Here is a 16170-nt window from a genome sequence, read left to right as displayed (position 1 = left end):
CAACCTAGTCCCCATCCTAGGCATCGCTGCAGAATGTGATCTTCCATAGTGGCCCTTAGAAGCGTTCCGTCGTTTGAGTTCCGCGCTGCAGCAGAGCCTTGAGGCTGGGTCCATCACGATCACAGCTGAGGTCATGCCACCGAGAGGAGGCGATCCCGCCCACACCATCGCAATGGCGGAATGCCTGCGCGGCCGTGTTCACGCCATCAATGTCACCGATGGCAGCCGGGCGGTGATGCGCATGTGCAGTCTCGCGGTGTGCCGTTTGCTGCTCGATCACGGCTTGGAGCCCGTTCTGCAGATGGCCGGACGCGATCGCAACCGCATCGCACTTCAAGCCGACCTGCTTGGCGCCCATGCCCTGGGGATCCGCAATGTGCTTTGCCTCACCGGAGATCCAGTACGCGCCGGTGATCAAGCGTCTGTTCGCTCGGTCCACGAGCTGGAGTCGGTTCGGCTTCTGCAGCAGGTGAGCGCGTTCAATCGAGGGGAGGATCCTGTCAAAGACAGGCTGGTTGACGGTCCAACCAATCTGTTCGCCGGAACTGCCGCTGATCCCCACTGCGCGAGTTGGTCCGGTCTGTCACGTCGCCTCGCGCGCAAGCGTGAGGCCGGTGCTCGATTCGTGCAAACGCAGATGGTGATGGATCCGCATGCGCTGGAAAGGTTCTGCAGAGACCTTGCCGATCCCCTCGAACTGCCAGTGCTCGCAGGGGTGTTTTTGCTCAAGTCAGCCCGCAATGCCCGGTTCATCAATCGCATGGTGCCGGGTGCATGCATCCCCGACCATCTGATTGACCGTTTGGATCAGGCCAAGGACCCAATGGCTGAAGGCATCGCGATTGCTGCTGAGCAGGTGCGTCAGTTCACTGGAATCGCCCAGGGGGTGCATCTGATGGCTGTGAAAGCGGAACAGCGCATTCCTGAGGTGTTGGACCGTGCCGGTGTCAGCTTGCCGGTGCAGTGAGGTCGGTGCCGAGCAGCTCGGCCATGGCCTTTTGCTGGGGGGAGGGCTCCACAAGATCTTGGCGACGGGCATCGGTGATCAGCCAGTCGAGCGCTGCTTCCTGAAGGTCGAAATGGTCGCCATTGCGGCCAACGCAGTAGCGACCGAACACCAGTTTCTCCACCAGCTGCACGCCGGCACCGATTCTCGAGTAGTCAAAAATGATGGAGTTGTCGATCGTGGCTCCTTCGCAGATGTGGCAGCTGGGGCCAATCATCGAGGGACCGATCAAGGTGGCTCCGTCTTCGATCCGGGTCATTCCGCCCACATAAACCGGCCCCTGCACATTGATGCGATCCCAGTTGGCCGCCACGTTCAGGCCGGCATACACACCGGGACGCACTTGCTTGCCAGGGATGCCCACCTGCCGGACTTCGCCCTGCAGCACGCTGCGGATGGCCTGCCAGTAGTCGGGAACCTTGCCAATATCGACCCATTCAAAATCCATGGGCAGGGCGTAGAAGGGAGCTCCGAGTTCCACCAGCTTCGGGAAGAGGTCGGAGCCGATATCAAATGATTGACCTGATGGAATGTGATCGAAGATCTCTGGTTCGAAGAGGTAGATGCCGGTATTGATTGTGTCGCTGAGGGCCTCTTCAATCGAAGGCTTCTCTTGGAAGGCTTTGATCTGGCCTTCGTGATCGCTGACAACAACGCCGTAGCTGCTCACCTGGTCTTTCGGGACCCTTTTGGTGATCAGGCTGGCCATGGCACCCTTTTCACGATGGCGGCGTACGGCCTCGGTGAGATCAAGGTCGATGAGCGCATCACCGCAAAGCACCACAAAGGTGTCGTCGAAAAATCTCTGAAAATCCTGGATTTTTTTCAGCCCACCTGCTGAGCCGAGGGCATCACCAATCAACTCGCCATCTTCGATTCTTCCCTCGAAGCTGTAAGCGATTTCCACGCCGAAGCGCTGACCATCGCGGAAGTAATTCTCGATTTCTTCAGCGAGGTGAGACACATTCACCATCACCTCCTTGAACCCATGTTCCTTGAGAAGTTCGAGCAGGAACTCCATCACCGGCTTTTGCAGGATCGGAATCATGGGTTTGGGGATCACGTGGGTGATCGGCTGGACCCTCGTTCCTCTGCCCGCGGCCAGGATCATCGCCTTCATTGGCGTTACACAGCTTTTGATTCCAAAAACCACAATAAGTGGGGGCTTAGGCGGCTATCGCTGCTTTGGCCGGCACGACATCTGGCACGTCAAGGCTGGTCAGGGGGAGTTGTGCCATGGCGCCAGGCTCCAGAAGCCGTCTGAGCTGAATCGGTCCATGCAGGGTCCCAGCCTGCTCCAACTCCACTTGACCCTGTGATGAGAGGAACAGGAGGGCCCAGAACACACCGACACGATCGGTGTCGAGATCCGGCGCAGCGGCGTCGCCCCAGCGTTCAACGAGGGTCTCGAAGTTGACCCACTGCAGAGCCTGTTCCCACTTGTTCAGAAATAGGCCAAGTGCGGCGGTGGTTTCCGGAAGCTTTTCGCGATGGGCCAGGGCTGCGACCTGGGCGATCGCTTCGCGATTGGAGAGTCGTTTCTGTCGTTGGCGTCGACGCATGTCCAGCTCATCCGACTCCAGCTGTTCAGCAATCGACTCCAGCTGTTCAATCAGCTCTCCGAGGGTGACCGGTCGGCGCAGGGGGGGCGGCGCCACCGGACGGCGCAGAAGATGTTTTTCAGGGCGCCTGGGGAGGTCGAAGCTTGGATCCAGCCATCCCTGATCGGCGAAGTCAGCGTCGAAGGCCTCCTCCAGCACTGGTTCCGGTGGGAACGTTTGGGCCTCAAGCACTTCAGCCTTGAGGCTGACCAGCACCGATGCTGCCAGAAAGGCTTCGCTGCTGTCGGCCAGATCGCGTTCGTAGCTCCCTCCCCTGTTGTTGATCTCCGCTGCTACGCGTTTCGGAACCTCGATCCTTTGCTTGAGCTGGTCGAGGAATCCATCGACCACGGCGATCACATCCACATCCCAGGGGTCTAAATCGCCGCGTTGCGCTGCATCCTGGAGCAGACGGATGGCAAGCCTGGCGCCGGAATCTGCACTTGGATTCAGCCCGGCTTCTGCCACCCGTGATCACCAACTCCTGGAAAAGTACCGATCCTGGAAGGGATGGGCCAGTCCTAGGGAAGTTTGGGTGCCTGAAGCAGAGCAGGAGCGAGGCTTGGGTTTCGGATCAGCGGTGCGGTGGGACGGCTGATGGTTTCCATCGCAGCAATATCGCGATCCACCAGCGCCTCGATTGCCGTGCGGTAGCTGTCGGTCATCAGGCGTGGGTAGAGGCCGATGCCGATAATCGGCACCAGCAAACAGCCGATGATGTAAACCTCGCGGGGCTCGGCATCCACCAAATTGGTGTTCGAGGCCAGCTGAACATTTTCCTTGCCGAAGAAGATTTCTCGCAGCATCGACAGCAGATAGATCGGCGTCAGGATCACACCAACCGCCGCTAAACCGTCAATCACAATCCGGAACGTGAGGGTATAAGCCTCGTCGGTGGCAAATCCGGTGAAGACCATCAGTTCACTGACAAAGCCACTCATTCCAGGCAAAGCCAGGGACGCCAGAGAGCACACGGTCCAGAGAGCAAACATGATGCGCATCTTCTGTCCCACTCCGCCCATCTCGTCGAGCTGAAGCGTGTGGGTGCGGTCATAGGTGGCGCCCACAAGAAAGAAGAGGCTGGCTCCGATTAGTCCGTGGCTGATCATCTGGAGCATGGCTCCGCTCGTGCCCAGCGCACTGAAGCTGCCGATGCCGATCAACACAAATCCCATATGACTGATTGAGCTGTAGGCGATCTTGCGTTTGAGATTGCGTTGGGCGAAGGAGGTGAGTGCTGCGTAAATGATGTTGACCACACCCAGAACCACAAGCAGCGGTGCGAACTGCGCATGCGCGTCTGGCAACATCTCGGCGTTGAAACGCATCAGTGCATACCCCCCCATTTTCAGAAGGATCCCTGCCAGCAGCATGTGCACAGGAGCTGTGGCCTCACCATGGGCATCAGGAAGCCAGGTGTGCAGCGGCACGATCGGTAGCTTGACCCCAAAAGCGATCAGTAGGCCTGCGTAACAAAGAAGTTGAAAACTGGTGCTGAACCCTTTCTGGGCCAGTACGGCGTATTCGAAATTGGGCGTTCCTCCGCCCATGAAGCCCATGGCCAGCGCCGCCAGAAGGATGAATAGAGAGCTTCCTGCGGTGTAAAGGATGAATTTGGTCGCTGCATATTGCCGCTTTTTTCCTCCCCAAATGGCCAGCAGCAAATACACAGGCAACAGTTCGAGTTCCCAGGCCAGAAAGAAGAGGAGCATGTCCTGAACAGCGAAGACAGCAATCTGCCCCCCGTCCATGGCCAGCATCAGGAAAAAGAACAGCTTCGGCTTGAAGGTCACAGGCCACGCGGCCAGAACGGCCAGTGTTGTGATGAAGCTGGTGAGAAGAATCAGGGGCATGGACAAGCCATCGGCGCCAACGGCCCAGGTCAGGCCGAGATTCGGAAGCCAGCTCACCCGCTCTGAAAGCTGAAGCCCACTGAAGCTGGGGTCGTAGCCATTGAGGTAGGCAGCGACTGTGATCAGAAACGTTGTTAAGGCGATCCCAAGGGCGAACCAACGCACCTGACGTCCGTCACCCTGATCAGGGATGAAGGGAACCATCAGCGAACCAACGATCGGGAAGAGGATCGAAAGGCTCAGCCAGGGGAACTGGGCGGGAATGATTCCCGCGGAGATATCAGCTGCCGGGTCAAACGGAGCACTGACGGCAAACTCGAGCAAGGGTCAGCACATTCACCACTGCTCGGAGTGTAGAAATGCTGAGTGAACTGGCATCCTCTCGATAGGCGTTGACACACACAACGCCTGAGTCCCCAGGCTGGCCATCAGGCGATCGGACCACCAAGAACCCCAAACAAAACCACCAGGGCAATCACCCCTCCGAACACGATCAGGGCATAGAACTGCGCGCGGCCTGTTTCGAAATATTTGAGGCCTTCGCCACTGCCAAGCGTTAAGAGGCCGGTCAAGTTCACGACACCATCCACGACCTTGGCATCCACCTCCAGCACCTCCCGGGCAATTTTCCGGCTGCCGCGCACAAACAGCTTCTCATTGATGGCATCGAGGTACCACTTGTTGGCGAGGAAGGCATTCACGCTCGGGAAGCGCGCTGCAACGAGCTGTCCAAGATCAATTCGTTTCAGGGCATAGGCCAGCACAGCCACTGTGATTCCTGCTGCCGAGATCGCAACCGAAGCACCGGCCAGCGGCAGGAACTCACCCCAGCTGAAATGCTCGGCCATCTCAACAGCTTCCTCCGGGTTGAGCAAGGCAGCAAACCGACTGTTCCAGGGCGTGCCCAGCAAGCCAATCAGGATGGAGGGAACCGCCAACACCAGCAGTGGTGTGGTCATCGACCAGGGTGACTCATGCAGTGTGCCGGCGTGGTGGGCGTGCTCAGCATCCACGGATTTGCCTGCCGCTTCCATCAGGCGAGCCTGCAGGGCTTCGTCATGGCCGCGGAAGCTTCCTTCGAAGGTCAGGAAGTACAGCCGGAACATGTAGAAGGCCGTCATGCCTGCGGTGAGAAAGCCCACGACCCAAAGCAGGGGGAAGGTCTGAAAAGCCTGACCAAGGATTTCGTCCTTACTCCAGAAACCGGCCAGAGGAGGAATTCCGCTGATGGCGACACAGCCGATCAGGAAGGTGATGGCCGTGATGGGCATTTTCTTGCGTAGGCCTCCCATCAGGCGCATGTCCTGCGCCAGTACGGGTTCATGACCCACCACATCCTCCATGGCGTGGATCACGGACCCTGACCCCAGGAAGAGCATCGCTTTGAAGAACGCGTGGGTGACCAGGTGGAACATCCCGGCAACCGGAGCACCGCAACCCATGGCCAGCATCATGTAACCCAGCTGGGACACGGTGCTGTAGGCCAGCCCTTTTTTCAGATCCATCTGGGTGAGGGCGATCGTGGCACCCAAGAAACAGGTCAGCGTTCCGATCACGGCGATGAACACCCCAACCGCGGGGAACTGGCTGTAAAGCGGCTCCAGCCGGGCAACCAAAAACACGCCCGCAGCCACCATCGTTGCGGCATGAATCAAGGCTGAGATTGGCGTGGGGCCCTCCATGGCGTCTGGCAACCACACATGCAGAGGGAACTGGGCCGATTTCGCCATCGGGCCCATGAACACGAACAGGCAGAGGGCCAGAGCGGCCCAGCCAGGAACGACGCCGCTGCTGACAGCGGTTGAGAGCCCATCGGCAATGCCTTGGAAGCCGAAGCTTCCCGTTGCCCAAAACAATCCGAGGATGCCAAGCAGGAGGCCAAAGTCGCCCACGCGGTTCACCACAAAGGCCTTTTGTGCCGCGTGGGCCGCGCCATCACGGTCGTACCAGAAACCAACCAGCAGGTAGGAGGACATCCCCACCAGTTCCCAGAACACGTAGATCTCCAGCAGGTTGGGACTGACCACCAGGCCAAGCATCGAGCTGCTGAAGATCGCCAGGTACGTGAAAAAGCGCACGTAGCTCTTGTCGTGCGCCATGTAGCCGTGGGAGTAAATCATCACCAGCAACGCCACGGTGGTGACGAGAGCCAGCATCACAGCGGCAAGAGGATCAACCACGTAGCCCATCGGCAGGCTGAAATCACCGGCACTGGCCCAAACGAACAAGTGCTCAACGGGCGGCGCTCCACCGAGTTGCTCGAAGAGAACGGCGTAGCTGATCACAGCAGCAGCTCCGACGCAGCTGATCAGCAGCAGTGCAACCGGCTTGCGCAGGCGGTTGATGGTGCGGTTAAAGCTGATGAGGCCGAGACCAGTGATCAACGCCCCGATCAGGGGCAGCACCGGAATCAACCAGGCGGAATCGGCAGCCGAGGGCATCCGGAGAAAACGTGTTGTTAAGAGTGTAAGCAGCTCAGCTCAGCACTTCTCCAAGACGGGAATGCAGAAAAGCCATCCCACCGGCCGGGATGTAGCGATGCGCCCACCAAAACACACCCACGGCAATGGCGATTCCCAACTGAGCTGGCCTGACGAGTTCTTTCAGTATCAGCTGCTGCCGGCCGTCAACAATCGCCACGAATGGAACGACCGAGGTTTCCGATCGCAGGGTTTCGAACGCCTCTCCGAACCGAGCCCTCTGGCGACGGTCGCCGTGCCAGACGGCAAAGAGATGATGTCCGATTAGGCCTACGCAGGTCACGAGCATGAAGCTGCTTCCGATCCAGAGGGCGTGGCTGAGGCACCAGAGAATTTGTCCAACAGCCTGGGGGTGTCGACTGATGCGGATGATTCCGGTGGCGTAGAGACGCACCTGCGGTTTCAGAACGGCGGGAATTTCCAGCAGGTTGTAGGTGGCGGGGTACAAGAAGAGAAAACTGATCGCCGTCACGATCCACACGGCGGGAACCATGCCGGGAACGCCCTGGAGATTCCACAGACGGATGCCGTCGTAGCGGTGGGCCAGGAAGTAGCCGATCACCACGACAGCTGATGGAATGCTCAGGGCGGCAAAGACCAACCGCCAGGCCCGAGCACCGATCCGCTCCTCCGCACGACTGCGCAAGGCCGCACCGCCGCTGTGAATGATGGCGAACACCAAGAGCAGCAGAATCATGACCAGGCTGCTGTGGTGGAGATCGCCGGTGACTTCAGCCAACGAGATGCTGCAAGAGTGTTGATTCTGGAGTCTGGGGGGAAGGGCGCACTTACAGTTTTCAAGTCCCTGCTGCCTCAAGGCAGCTCTCCATGGCCGATCTGCCCTTCACTCTGGATCAGCTGCGCATCCTGCGGGCCATCGTCAGCGAAGGAAGCTTCAAGAAGGCTGCTGACAGTCTTTACGTCACCCAACCGGCTGTCAGCCTCCAGATTCAGAATCTCGAAAAACAGCTTGAGGTGTCGCTGTTTGACCGTGGTGGACGCAAGGCTCAGCTCACCGAAGCAGGGCACCTTCTCCTTAGTTATTGCGATCGAATCCTGAGCCAATGCCATGAGGCTTGCCGCGCGCTGGATGATCTTCATGACCTCAAAGGTGGTTCGCTGCTGGTGGGGGCGAGTCAGACGACCGGCACTTACTTGATGCCGCGGATGATCGGACTGTTCCGCCAAAAATTCCCTGATGTGTCAGTGCAGCTGCACGTGCACAGCACCCGGCGGACGGGATGGAGCGTTGCCAACGGTCAGATCGATTTGGCGATCATTGGCGGGGAGCTTCCTGCTGAACTCAATGAACTTCTGCAGGTCGTGCCCTACGCCAGCGATGAGTTGGCTCTTGTTCTGCCCATCAAGCATCCCCTCTCGCGTCTGGTGGAGCTCAGCAAGGACGACCTCTACCGCCTTGGCTTCGTCAGCCTGGATGCGCAGTCCACGACCCGCAAAATGGTGGATCAGCTGTTGGCGCGCTCCGGTCTCGATGTGCCCCGTCTGCGCATTGAGATGGAGTTGAATTCTTTTGAGGCCATCAAGAATGCTGTTCAGGCCGGTCTTGGAGCAGCGTTCCTTCCTGTGGTGTCGATTGAGCGGGAGCTCACCGCGAACACGTTGCACCGTCCGGCGGTGGTGGATCTTCAGGTTCGGCGACAGCTGAAGCTGATCACCAATCCCTCCCGGTACTGCTCTCGGGCCGCAGAGGCGTTTCGCCGCGATGTCTTACCGGTGTTCGCCAGTGCTGACAGCCCTTTGCGCCAAGCCAGAGGGAGCGGGTTGACTGGGGAAGCAGGAGATGGAGGAGCCGACCCCCTGCCGAGCCAAGATCAGAACTGATCAGCTTCCGGGGTGATGCCCACGGTGTCGTCGGCAACGCCGCGGGTCAGAAACTTGTTCTGGCTGATGTCGGTTTGATACACGCAGCGCACCACCGGTTTGTCTCGAACGGATCCGATGTACGCGAAGGTGTTCATCCGCTGTTTGCAGTCGCGCTCTTGGGCGGAGGTGATGGCCCCTTCCTTTCTGAGCACAGCCCAGTTCTCGCGACGGATGACGCAACCGGGCTGAAGAGTGGGTTGGGTGACGAAGCTGCTGGAGGGGTTGAGCGTGGTGTACATCTCGATGTCCATCACGAAGGCACTGGCGCCCCACTGCTGGCAGAACTCAGGATCAGGCACGGCCATATCGAGCTGCTGAGCACTGGCGATGTTTCCCTGATCGCCTTGGGTGGTGCTGGTCACAGCGCTGCCGATGCCGATCCCAACCACGAGAACACCCGCGAGAACAGCGATCGTGGCACTGTTCATGCGCAACCCCCCTCCCCCCGCTGGATCGGTCGGGGGACCGCCATAGCCACGGCCTCCTCGCCGTTCGTCCATGCGGGGATCCATTGGCCGACGGCGGTCATCGGAGCGACGGTCGTTGCCGCCGCGGGGACGGTCGTAAGGGGAGCGGCTCACAGCAGTTCAGGGGTCCTTGGCAGGCCCATGGAGTAATTCATCACCCTGCAGTCAGGGTTGTAGGTGAGGCTTCCAGCTTGAAGAAGCTCGCGGATGCTTCCCTCGAGTTCGGTGCCGATGCGCCGGAGGTTGTAGTCGTTGAGGGGTTGGCCTGCATAGCTTTCAACCAGGTCGCGGAAGCGCGTCTGGATTGTGGTCACCGTGCCCTCGGTCCAGAGGAATTCGTTGTCCGGGTCAAGGTCCAACGTGAGCTGGTTTGGATCGGGGACGAGATCACCGTTTTCAACCCGAGCCGTGAAGAGGCGGATGTGGCGCGTGGTGCTCTTGAGCAGGGTCTCGGCCATGGGGAGGACGTTGCGGCTTCAGCACCGCATGAGCGAATTGGATCCGACTTTAGGAAGCGGAGCGGGAGGCTCTCCTTTTAAGGTTGGTTTCAACTTCTGATCTCAAGCATGCGCGTCGCTATCGCGGGAGCCGGCCTGGCAGGACTGTCCTGTGCCAAATACCTCGCTGATGCAGGTCACACGCCTGTTGTGGTGGAAGCCCGTGACGTGCTTGGCGGCAAGGTGGCGGCCTGGAAAGACGAGGACGGGGATTGGTACGAAACTGGCCTTCATATCTTCTTTGGGGCTTACCCCAACATGCTCCAGCTGTTCAAGGAGCTTGGTATCGAAGATAGGCTGCAGTGGAAAAGCCACTCGATGATTTTTAACCAGCCGGAAGAGCCTGGTACCTATAGCCGTTTCGACTTTCCTGATCTTCCGGCTCCGGTGAATGGCGTTGCCGCCATTCTCGGTAACAACGACATGCTCACTTGGCCGGAGAAGATCAGTTTCGGTCTGGGCCTGGTGCCGGCCATGCTCAGGGGGCAGGGCTACGTCGAGGAGTGTGATCAGTATTCATGGACTGAGTGGCTGAAACTTCATAACATCCCTGAGCGAGTCAATGATGAAGTGTTCATTGCCATGAGTAAGGCTCTGAACTTCATCGATCCCGATGAAATTTCATCCACTGTGGTTCTCACAGCCCTGAATCGCTTTTTGCAGGAGAAAAACGGTTCTCAGATGGCGTTCCTGGATGGTGCTCCACCGGAGCGTCTCTGCGAACCAATGGTCGAACACATTCGCTCCCTGGGTGGCGAGGTTCATCTTGATAGCCCACTTCGCGAAATCAAACTGAACCCCGACGGCTCTGTGGCGGCGTTTCATATCGGCGGTGTGAAAGGCAAGGAGAGTTTCGACCTCACGGCTGATGCCTATGTGAGCGCCTTGCCCGTGGATCCCTTCAAGTTGCTGCTTCCAGAGCCCTGGAAGCAGATGGACGTCTTTCAAAAGCTGGACGGATTGCGAGGGGTGCCCGTGATCAACCTGCATCTCTGGTTTGACCGCAAACTCACCGACATCGACCACCTTCTTTTCAGCCGTTCTCCACTCTTGAGTGTGTATGCCGACATGAGCATCACCTGCAAGGAGTACGAAGACCCAGACCGTTCCATGCTGGAGCTTGTCTTTGCTCCAGCCAAGGATTGGATCGGTCGTCCCGATGAGGAGATCATCGAAGCCACCATGGGTGAGCTCAAGAAACTGTTCCCCATGCACTTCAGTGGCGATAATCCCGCCAACCTGCGCAAGTACAAGGTTGTGAAGACTCCTCTTTCGGTCTACAAGACCACTCCGGGTTGTCAGAAGCTGCGACCTGATCAAACCACACCGATCAAGAATTTCTTCCTTGCTGGCGACTACACAATGCAGCGCTATTTGGCCTCAATGGAAGGTGCTGTGCTGAGTGGCAAGCTTTGCGCAGGTGCTGTTGATCGAAAGGGCGATCAGCTGTCATCATCAACGTCGATTAGCGAGCCGGTGTCGGCTTGAGTCATGCGCCTCTCCACCCCGGATCTTGACGCAGCCTTCGAGGCCTGTCGTCGGGAAACCGCTGAGTGGGCCAAGACCTTTTATCTCGGAACACTTCTGCTTCCAAGAGAGAAGCGTCGTGCCATTTGGGCAATTTACGTTTGGTGTCGTAGAACTGATGAGTTGATGGATAGTGACGAGGCACAGTCTCGTTCCGTTCAAGAACTCTCCGATCGACTTGATCATTGGGAGGAGAAGACGCGTGCCCTGTTTCAAGGACACGTTTGCGACGAGCTCGATGCTGTTATGGCAGACACTATCGAGCGCTTCCCTCAGGGGATTCAGCCTTATCTCGACATGATCGAGGGGCAAAGGATGGATTTAACGTGGACTCGTTATGCATCATTTGATGATCTCAAGACTTATTGCTACAGGGTGGCCGGTACGGTCGGCTTGATGACTCAGGGTGTGATGGGTGTTGATGATGCTTATACGTCGGCTCCTTGGAGTGATCGGCCGGATACATCCGATGCGGCAATTGCGCTCGGTATTGCCAATCAATTGACCAATATTCTTCGGGATATCGGTGAAGATCGAGGTCGAGGTCGTATCTATCTGCCCCAAGAAGATCTTGATTATTTTGGCTACAGCGAAGATGAGCTTTTCGCTGGAAAGGTTAACGAGTCCTGGAAGAGCCTTATGGCTTTTCAGCTTCACAGGGCTCGTGATTGGTTTGATCGTTCGGAATCGGGAGTTCGCTGGCTGTCCAGAGATGCTCGCTGGCCTGTCTGGACCTCTCTCCGCCTGTACCGAGGCATTCTTGATGCAATTGAGCGTCAGGACTACGACGTTTTTAATGCGCGTGCGTATGTGGGTAAATTCAATAAATTTCTCGATCTGCCTCGATCGTTCGTCTTGGCCCAGTCGCGTTAGCAACAAAAAGCCGACCCCTTCGAGAGGTCGGCTTTCTTGCATGTTGAACTGATTTCAACATGCATTGTGAAACTAAACGGCGGTTTTCTGGTTGCCAAGTAAATCTTTCAGCTTTGCCAGCTCTCCTGCCCAGCGGGGATCGGGGCCATCCTCAGCTTTGGCATCGCTGTGAACCACTTTATTGACAGCTTTGCGGGCTGAACCGGGAGCGTGGCCTCCTCCATTTTGTCCGGCGCGGCGACCACCGCCGCCACCATTGCTGTCACGACGTTCAGAGCGCTCGACGCGCAGGCTGTTGCCGTTGAACTCCTTGCCGTTGAACTGCTCGATCACGGCATCGGCGACCTTTTCATCGTCGATGTTGGCGAAGCCGAAACCGCGGCATGCACCGGTCTCCCTGTCAAAAACCGCTTTGAAGCGAACGCCTTCCCCCACGCTGGTGAGCTGAGCTTCAAGCTCCTTGCTTTCAAAATTCTGCGGCAAATTGCCGATGTAAAGACGCACGCTCATGAAACGGGGAAGAGAAACGGAAAACTGCGTGTCAGGCCGATCGTTGTCGTCGCTGCCATGGCAGTTAATCACAGCGCCTGTTCGACTCGCTTGTCGAAGGAGGCCGGTGGAGCCATCGGCGGGCCTCGTCGAGGGCCTGCTCACGGGATGAAACACGACCATAGGCGCGTGCGGTGGTGAGGTGCAGGATCAAGGCACCGAGTGTTGGGCCTGGATTGAGAGAGAGCTCGCTCTGGAGGGTGTCCCCATCCAAGGGGGTACGGGGATGGAACAACGGGTCCTCCGGGTTTCTCCATCGCTGCATCCATCGGTTTCTGCGTTGCTCTGACCAGCGCAGAACGAGGGCTGGAAGATCAGCCTCAAGGTCCTGATGCAAACGCAGCCTCTGCGTTTCATCCAAGCTGCTGGCGTCTTCACTGCCGCAGCGCTCCTGCCATCGGCGCAGCTTGGCGCAACGTTGAATCTGTCGTCGGCTGAAGCGCAGGGACCTCAGTCCTGAATCGCTGAGTAGGGCGGTGAGCCGAGCCAGAGGCAGGGCCAGGCTCTGCTCTTCCAAGGTCATGGAGGAGCCTGCGCGCAGTGGTTGGCTTGCGTTGACGTGCGAGTGCTTCCAATCGGGCGCACTCCATGGCTTGAGAAGGTCCAGGGACTGCAGGAGCGTGATCGCCGCATCGGCAGCAGGAGCGGCCACGAGTCTCAGTACTTCGGCTTGAATGCGTTCCGGGGCCGAACGCGTCAGCAATGCACCGTTGGCTTTCACCATGGCCAAGGTGTCGGTATCAATGCGCATCTCCAGTTCGGCCATCAAGCGAAGTGCGCGCAGCAGGCGCAAGGGGTCGTCGCGAAGATTGCTTTCCCGGATGGCACAGATCAGCCCGTCTTGAAGATCTTGAAGTCCTCCTGTGGGATCGATCAGTTGCTGGGGGGGCGACAGGCTCAGCGCAATGGCGTTGAGTCTGAAATCCCTACGGAACAGATCCTCGGTGAGGTCGTCCCCCTCAAGCCGGGCGAAGTCGATCGTCCAGCCTTTCAGCACCAGCCGAGCCATCTGCCGTTGCTCGTCCAGCACCACGCACGCGCCACCGTGCTCCCTCGCCAGGCGTTGGACGGTGCCCAGCACTGCACCCGGAACCACCAGGTCAAGATCCGGACATGGGGGCAATCGATTCAGCAATCCGTCACGAACCGCTCCGCCCACCAGAACTGCCCCTTCAGGGAGCTGAGAGGGCTTGAGGGGCCATCGCTCCGGTTCGAGTCGGCGCCAGAGCAGATCAGTCAGTTGCTCTGGACTCACCGTCAAAATGGAGTCCGCACTGGAACCATTGGGCATGTGCATCTGTGTGGACTGCCGCTGGGTCGATCGTTGTCAGGCCTATCACGCGGTCGAGCGTCAGCATGGTGCTGCCCATCTCTGTGAGGCCCCGCCGATGAAGCCTGTTGAGCCCAGGATTCACATCAGTGTGCAGGATCTCCCCCACGGGCAGGTCGGCGTTGAGTGGGATGTGCGCGCCTGCGGAAGCTTCAGCCTCGATCAAGGACGATGGGCGCGCCTGCGCCCTGGTGAGGAGGTGCCTCAATGAGCGACTGGCTGCTGGCCCTGCACAGCTCAACGGACACCCTGGGCATCGCGGTGGTGTCTGCCCAAGCACCCCTGAGCGCGGCTCAGGTTGTCTGCCGTCCCATGGGGCGTGCGCTGACGAATGCCCTGCCCTCCGTGTTGGACGAGATCTTGCCCGCGTCCGAGTGGCCTGGGATCCGTCGCCTCGCTGTGGCGACTGGGCCCGGGGGGTTCACAGGAACCCGGCTCACGGTCGTTCTGGCTCGCACGTTGGCTCAGCAGCTCCAATGTCCCCTCGATGGGGTGAGCAGCTTTGCGCTGATGGCTCCGCGCCTTCAGCTGACGCTTCCCGCCCCACAGCGTGGTGCACCGTTCTCCATCATTCAGGATCTACCTCGGCGCGGCCGGGTTGCAGGTCGCTATCAGGTGCGAGACGGCTGGAATCAAGACAACGCAACCTGCGCAGACCTGGATTTCAGGGAGTTGCAGCATCCTGCGCTGCTTCAAGCGGCAGATCAGCTGGCTCCAGCGCTGACCATGGCTGTCGATGTGGCGTGCGATGTGCTTCAGCTGCTGCGCTGTTGCGTGGATCGCCATGCCAGTGACGCTTTGGGGCCCTGGGACTCCGTGCTGCCGATCTACCCCACCTCTCCTTTGGGATCCGTTTGATGGGCCACGGCATCCGCTCCTTTCTGCTGGTGTCAGCGTTGATTGGTGGGGCCGCGATGGCGACGCCCCTGCGGCCTTTTGCTAAGGCAGCGCTCACCCGACAGGACCCGCAACGCATTCTTGTCTTGGGTGGTGATGCCGAACGAGAGCGCATCGGATTACGCCTGGCTCGTCGACTGGCGTTGCCGTTGGTGGTCAGCGGTGGAACCAATCCTGAGTACGCCAGGTGGTTGATGGAGCATGAGGGACTTGGAACCAACGAGGTGCGCCTCGATTACCGGGCCCAGGACACGCTTGGCAATTTCACCTCATTGGTGGATGAGCTGCAGGCTGAGGGGGTTGAGCATGTGCTGTTGGTGACCAGTGAGGATCACTTGCCCCGCGCTTTGCTGGTGGGAGGGGTGGTTGCCGGTAGCCGCGGCATTCGCCTGACGGGCGTGCCGGTGAGTTGTGCTGAGCAGTGCCGCATGGAAAGTATGGGAAAGCGATGGGGTGATGGTTTCAGAGCCTTGGCATGGGTGCTCACGGGCCGTGATCTGAAGCCCTGGGTGCGCAGGCAATGGCCCGGACTGTTTGCTCAGCCCTGATCGAGCAGGGCGTTGATCCTGCGTTGCAGTTCGAGGGTGGCGGCCTCCAGGTCGGGTTTGCGGCGACTGGCAGGGGCAGGGATCGGTTCGCCGATGCGCATTTGCAGGGGCACCAGCCGGGGCCAGCTTCGCCCCGTGCCCAGGGCCCGATGACTGTTCACGATGGCCACGGGCAGTAGCGGTGCTCCTGAGCGAGCGGAGAGCAGGGCCGCTCCGGGCATGGGTTGGTTGACGCGGCCATCGGGCTGGCGCGTTCCATCCAGGAATACGCCAATGGCCCATCCTTCCTGCAGGCGGGCTGTGGCGGTGCGAATGGCCTCACGGTCACTGGCTCCACGGTTCACGGGGTAGGCCCCGCAGGCCCGGATCAGGGGGCCCAGAAGGGGAATCCGGAAGAGTTCCGCCTTCGCCATGAACGCCACCGGGCGCCCCAGGGCGTGCCCCAACAAGGGTGGATCGAGATGGGAGCCATGATTGGCCACCACCACCAAAGGCCCCTGCAAGGGGACCCGTTCGTTCCCATGGGTCTTCCCCCGGAACAGCAGCCGGTAGAGCGGAAACACCAACGCTGCGCTCACAAGCCGGTAGGCGAGACTCGGGCGTGGCGTCAGAACCAGCGGCCCTGGCGCTTGATCCTGCAACTCAAGATTGCTCACGT

General features: G+C 59.2%; 17 protein-coding genes. 7 read left to right on the top strand and 10 right to left on the bottom strand.

Features of this window, described 5'->3' with window-relative positions; translation table 11 throughout:
- The first annotated feature begins 73 nt into the window (after positions 1 to 73).
- Positions 74 to 967 carry a methylenetetrahydrofolate reductase gene (locus SynBMKMC1_RS13200; protein WP_186472061.1) on the top strand — a complete coding sequence of 298 codons (894 nt, stop codon included), beginning with the start codon at positions 74 to 76 and terminating at the stop codon, positions 965 to 967.
- On the opposite strand, the gene SynBMKMC1_RS13195 is transcribed toward SynBMKMC1_RS13200, so the two are convergent.
- The 5 genes from SynBMKMC1_RS13195 to SynBMKMC1_RS13175 form a co-directional block, all read right to left on the bottom strand.
- On the bottom strand, positions 948 to 2126 hold the full coding sequence (locus SynBMKMC1_RS13195; protein WP_186472060.1) for an NDP-sugar synthase: 1179 nt from the start codon (positions 2124 to 2126) through the stop codon (positions 948 to 950). The two genes, SynBMKMC1_RS13200 and SynBMKMC1_RS13195, sit on opposite strands and share 20 nt — an antisense overlap.
- A gap of 46 nt (positions 2127 to 2172) precedes the next feature.
- Positions 2173 to 3075 (bottom strand): segregation/condensation protein A, encoded by a 903-nt coding sequence (locus SynBMKMC1_RS13190; protein ID WP_186472059.1) that lies wholly within the window; start codon positions 3073 to 3075, stop codon positions 2173 to 2175.
- Between the two features lie 53 nt (positions 3076 to 3128).
- Positions 3129 to 4784 carry an NAD(P)H-quinone oxidoreductase subunit 4 gene (locus SynBMKMC1_RS13185; protein ID WP_186472058.1) on the bottom strand — a complete coding sequence of 552 codons (1656 nt, stop codon included), beginning with the start codon at positions 4782 to 4784 and terminating at the stop codon, positions 3129 to 3131.
- A gap of 104 nt (positions 4785 to 4888) precedes the next feature.
- Positions 4889 to 6901, bottom strand: a complete 2013-nt coding sequence (locus tag SynBMKMC1_RS13180) for an NAD(P)H-quinone oxidoreductase subunit 5 (RefSeq protein WP_186472057.1) — start codon at positions 6899 to 6901, stop codon at positions 4889 to 4891.
- A 34-nt stretch (positions 6902 to 6935) separates the two neighbouring features.
- On the bottom strand, positions 6936 to 7637 hold the full coding sequence (locus SynBMKMC1_RS13175) for an NnrU family protein (RefSeq protein ID WP_186473474.1): 702 nt from the start codon (positions 7635 to 7637) through the stop codon (positions 6936 to 6938).
- Positions 7638 to 7768: 131 nt separating this feature from the next.
- On the opposite strand from SynBMKMC1_RS13175, the gene SynBMKMC1_RS13170 reads away from it, so the two are divergent.
- Positions 7769 to 8782 carry a LysR family transcriptional regulator gene (locus tag SynBMKMC1_RS13170; RefSeq protein ID WP_186472056.1) on the top strand — a complete coding sequence of 338 codons (1014 nt, stop codon included), beginning with the start codon at positions 7769 to 7771 and terminating at the stop codon, positions 8780 to 8782.
- Here SynBMKMC1_RS13170 and SynBMKMC1_RS13165 read toward each other — a convergent pair.
- Together SynBMKMC1_RS13165 and SynBMKMC1_RS13160 are read right to left on the bottom strand one after the other, a co-directional pair.
- Positions 8773 to 9405 (bottom strand): DUF3172 domain-containing protein, encoded by a 633-nt coding sequence (locus tag SynBMKMC1_RS13165; RefSeq protein ID WP_186472055.1) that lies wholly within the window; start codon positions 9403 to 9405, stop codon positions 8773 to 8775. The two genes, SynBMKMC1_RS13170 and SynBMKMC1_RS13165, sit on opposite strands and share 10 nt — an antisense overlap.
- Complete coding sequence (locus tag SynBMKMC1_RS13160; RefSeq protein ID WP_186472054.1) at positions 9402 to 9749, bottom strand: NAD(P)H-quinone oxidoreductase subunit M; 348 nt, start codon at positions 9747 to 9749, stop codon at positions 9402 to 9404. Before SynBMKMC1_RS13160 ends, SynBMKMC1_RS13165 begins: the two co-directional genes overlap by 4 nt.
- Positions 9750 to 9857: 108 nt before the next feature.
- On the opposite strand from SynBMKMC1_RS13160, the gene pds reads away from it, so the two are divergent.
- Both pds and SynBMKMC1_RS13150 read left to right on the top strand, forming a co-directional pair.
- A complete protein-coding gene (pds, locus tag SynBMKMC1_RS13155; protein ID WP_186472053.1) occupies positions 9858 to 11276 on the top strand; it encodes a 15-cis-phytoene desaturase in 1419 nt (472 codons plus the stop codon).
- A 3-nt stretch (positions 11277 to 11279) separates the two neighbouring features.
- Positions 11280 to 12188: a phytoene synthase gene (locus tag SynBMKMC1_RS13150; protein ID WP_186472052.1), complete on the top strand. Its 909-nt coding sequence runs from the start codon at positions 11280 to 11282 to the stop codon at positions 12186 to 12188.
- Between the two features lie 72 nt (positions 12189 to 12260).
- On the opposite strand, the gene SynBMKMC1_RS13145 is transcribed toward SynBMKMC1_RS13150, so the two are convergent.
- A complete protein-coding gene (locus SynBMKMC1_RS13145; protein ID WP_186472051.1) occupies positions 12261 to 12698 on the bottom strand; it encodes an RNA-binding protein in 438 nt (145 codons plus the stop codon).
- 64 nt (positions 12699 to 12762) lie between these two features.
- Positions 12763 to 14028: a CCA tRNA nucleotidyltransferase gene (locus SynBMKMC1_RS13140; RefSeq protein ID WP_186473473.1), complete on the bottom strand. Its 1266-nt coding sequence runs from the start codon at positions 14026 to 14028 to the stop codon at positions 12763 to 12765.
- Between SynBMKMC1_RS13140 and SynBMKMC1_RS13135 the strand changes: the two genes are divergently transcribed.
- From SynBMKMC1_RS13135 to SynBMKMC1_RS13125, 3 genes are read left to right on the top strand one after another with little or no spacing between them, the layout of a single operon-like run.
- The gene (locus SynBMKMC1_RS13135; RefSeq protein ID WP_011934142.1) at positions 14027 to 14278 is read left to right on the top strand and encodes a Ycf34 family protein; all 252 of its coding nucleotides are present in this window, start codon (positions 14027 to 14029) and stop codon (positions 14276 to 14278) included. The genes SynBMKMC1_RS13140 and SynBMKMC1_RS13135 overlap by 2 nt on opposite strands.
- Complete coding sequence (tsaB, locus tag SynBMKMC1_RS13130) at positions 14275 to 14925, top strand: tRNA (adenosine(37)-N6)-threonylcarbamoyltransferase complex dimerization subunit type 1 TsaB (protein WP_186472050.1); 651 nt, start codon at positions 14275 to 14277, stop codon at positions 14923 to 14925. Before SynBMKMC1_RS13135 ends, tsaB begins: the two co-directional genes overlap by 4 nt.
- Positions 14925 to 15512: a YdcF family protein gene (locus SynBMKMC1_RS13125; protein ID WP_011934140.1), complete on the top strand. Its 588-nt coding sequence runs from the start codon at positions 14925 to 14927 to the stop codon at positions 15510 to 15512. The genes tsaB and SynBMKMC1_RS13125 overlap by 1 nt, the downstream gene beginning before the upstream one ends.
- On the opposite strand, the gene SynBMKMC1_RS13120 is transcribed toward SynBMKMC1_RS13125, so the two are convergent.
- A complete protein-coding gene (locus SynBMKMC1_RS13120) occupies positions 15503 to 16168 on the bottom strand; it encodes a 1-acyl-sn-glycerol-3-phosphate acyltransferase (protein ID WP_011934139.1) in 666 nt (221 codons plus the stop codon). The genes SynBMKMC1_RS13125 and SynBMKMC1_RS13120 overlap by 10 nt on opposite strands.
- Between the last annotated feature and the right edge of the window lie 2 nt (positions 16169 to 16170).

Source organism: Synechococcus sp. BMK-MC-1, from assembly GCF_014279955.1.
In the GTDB taxonomy this organism is placed as follows: Bacteria; Cyanobacteriota; Cyanobacteriia; order PCC-6307; family Cyanobiaceae; genus Synechococcus_C.
Note: the sequence above shows the minus strand (reverse complement) of the source record. Positions and strands in the feature narration are given on the sequence as shown.

Bases quoted from the DNA above. Each gene is read 5' to 3' on its own strand.
- SynBMKMC1_RS13195 (WP_186472060.1), bottom strand. From the start codon at position 2,126: ATGAAGGCGATGATCCTGGCCGCGGGCAGAGGAACGAGGGTCCAGCCG.
- SynBMKMC1_RS13180 (WP_186472057.1), bottom strand. From the start codon at position 6,901: ATGCCCTCGGCTGCCGATTCCGCCTGGTTGATTCCGGTGCTGCCCCTG.
- SynBMKMC1_RS13175 (WP_186473474.1), bottom strand. From the start codon at position 7,637: ATGATTCTGCTGCTCTTGGTGTTCGCCATCATTCACAGCGGCGGTGCG.
- SynBMKMC1_RS13170 (WP_186472056.1), top strand. From the start codon at position 7,769: ATGGCCGATCTGCCCTTCACTCTGGATCAGCTGCGCATCCTGCGGGCC.
- SynBMKMC1_RS13160 (WP_186472054.1), bottom strand. From the start codon at position 9,749: ATGGCCGAGACCCTGCTCAAGAGCACCACGCGCCACATCCGCCTCTTC.
- pds (WP_186472053.1), top strand. From the start codon at position 9,858: ATGCGCGTCGCTATCGCGGGAGCCGGCCTGGCAGGACTGTCCTGTGCC.
- SynBMKMC1_RS13150 (WP_186472052.1), top strand. From the start codon at position 11,280: ATGCGCCTCTCCACCCCGGATCTTGACGCAGCCTTCGAGGCCTGTCGT.
- SynBMKMC1_RS13145 (WP_186472051.1), bottom strand. From the start codon at position 12,698: ATGAGCGTGCGTCTTTACATCGGCAATTTGCCGCAGAATTTTGAAAGC.
- SynBMKMC1_RS13135 (WP_011934142.1), top strand. From the start codon at position 14,027: ATGTGCATCTGTGTGGACTGCCGCTGGGTCGATCGTTGTCAGGCCTAT.
- SynBMKMC1_RS13140 (WP_186473473.1), bottom strand. From the start codon at position 14,028: ATGCCCAATGGTTCCAGTGCGGACTCCATTTTGACGGTGAGTCCAGAG.
- tsaB (WP_186472050.1), top strand. From the start codon at position 14,275: ATGAGCGACTGGCTGCTGGCCCTGCACAGCTCAACGGACACCCTGGGC.
- SynBMKMC1_RS13125 (WP_011934140.1), top strand. From the start codon at position 14,925: ATGGGCCACGGCATCCGCTCCTTTCTGCTGGTGTCAGCGTTGATTGGT.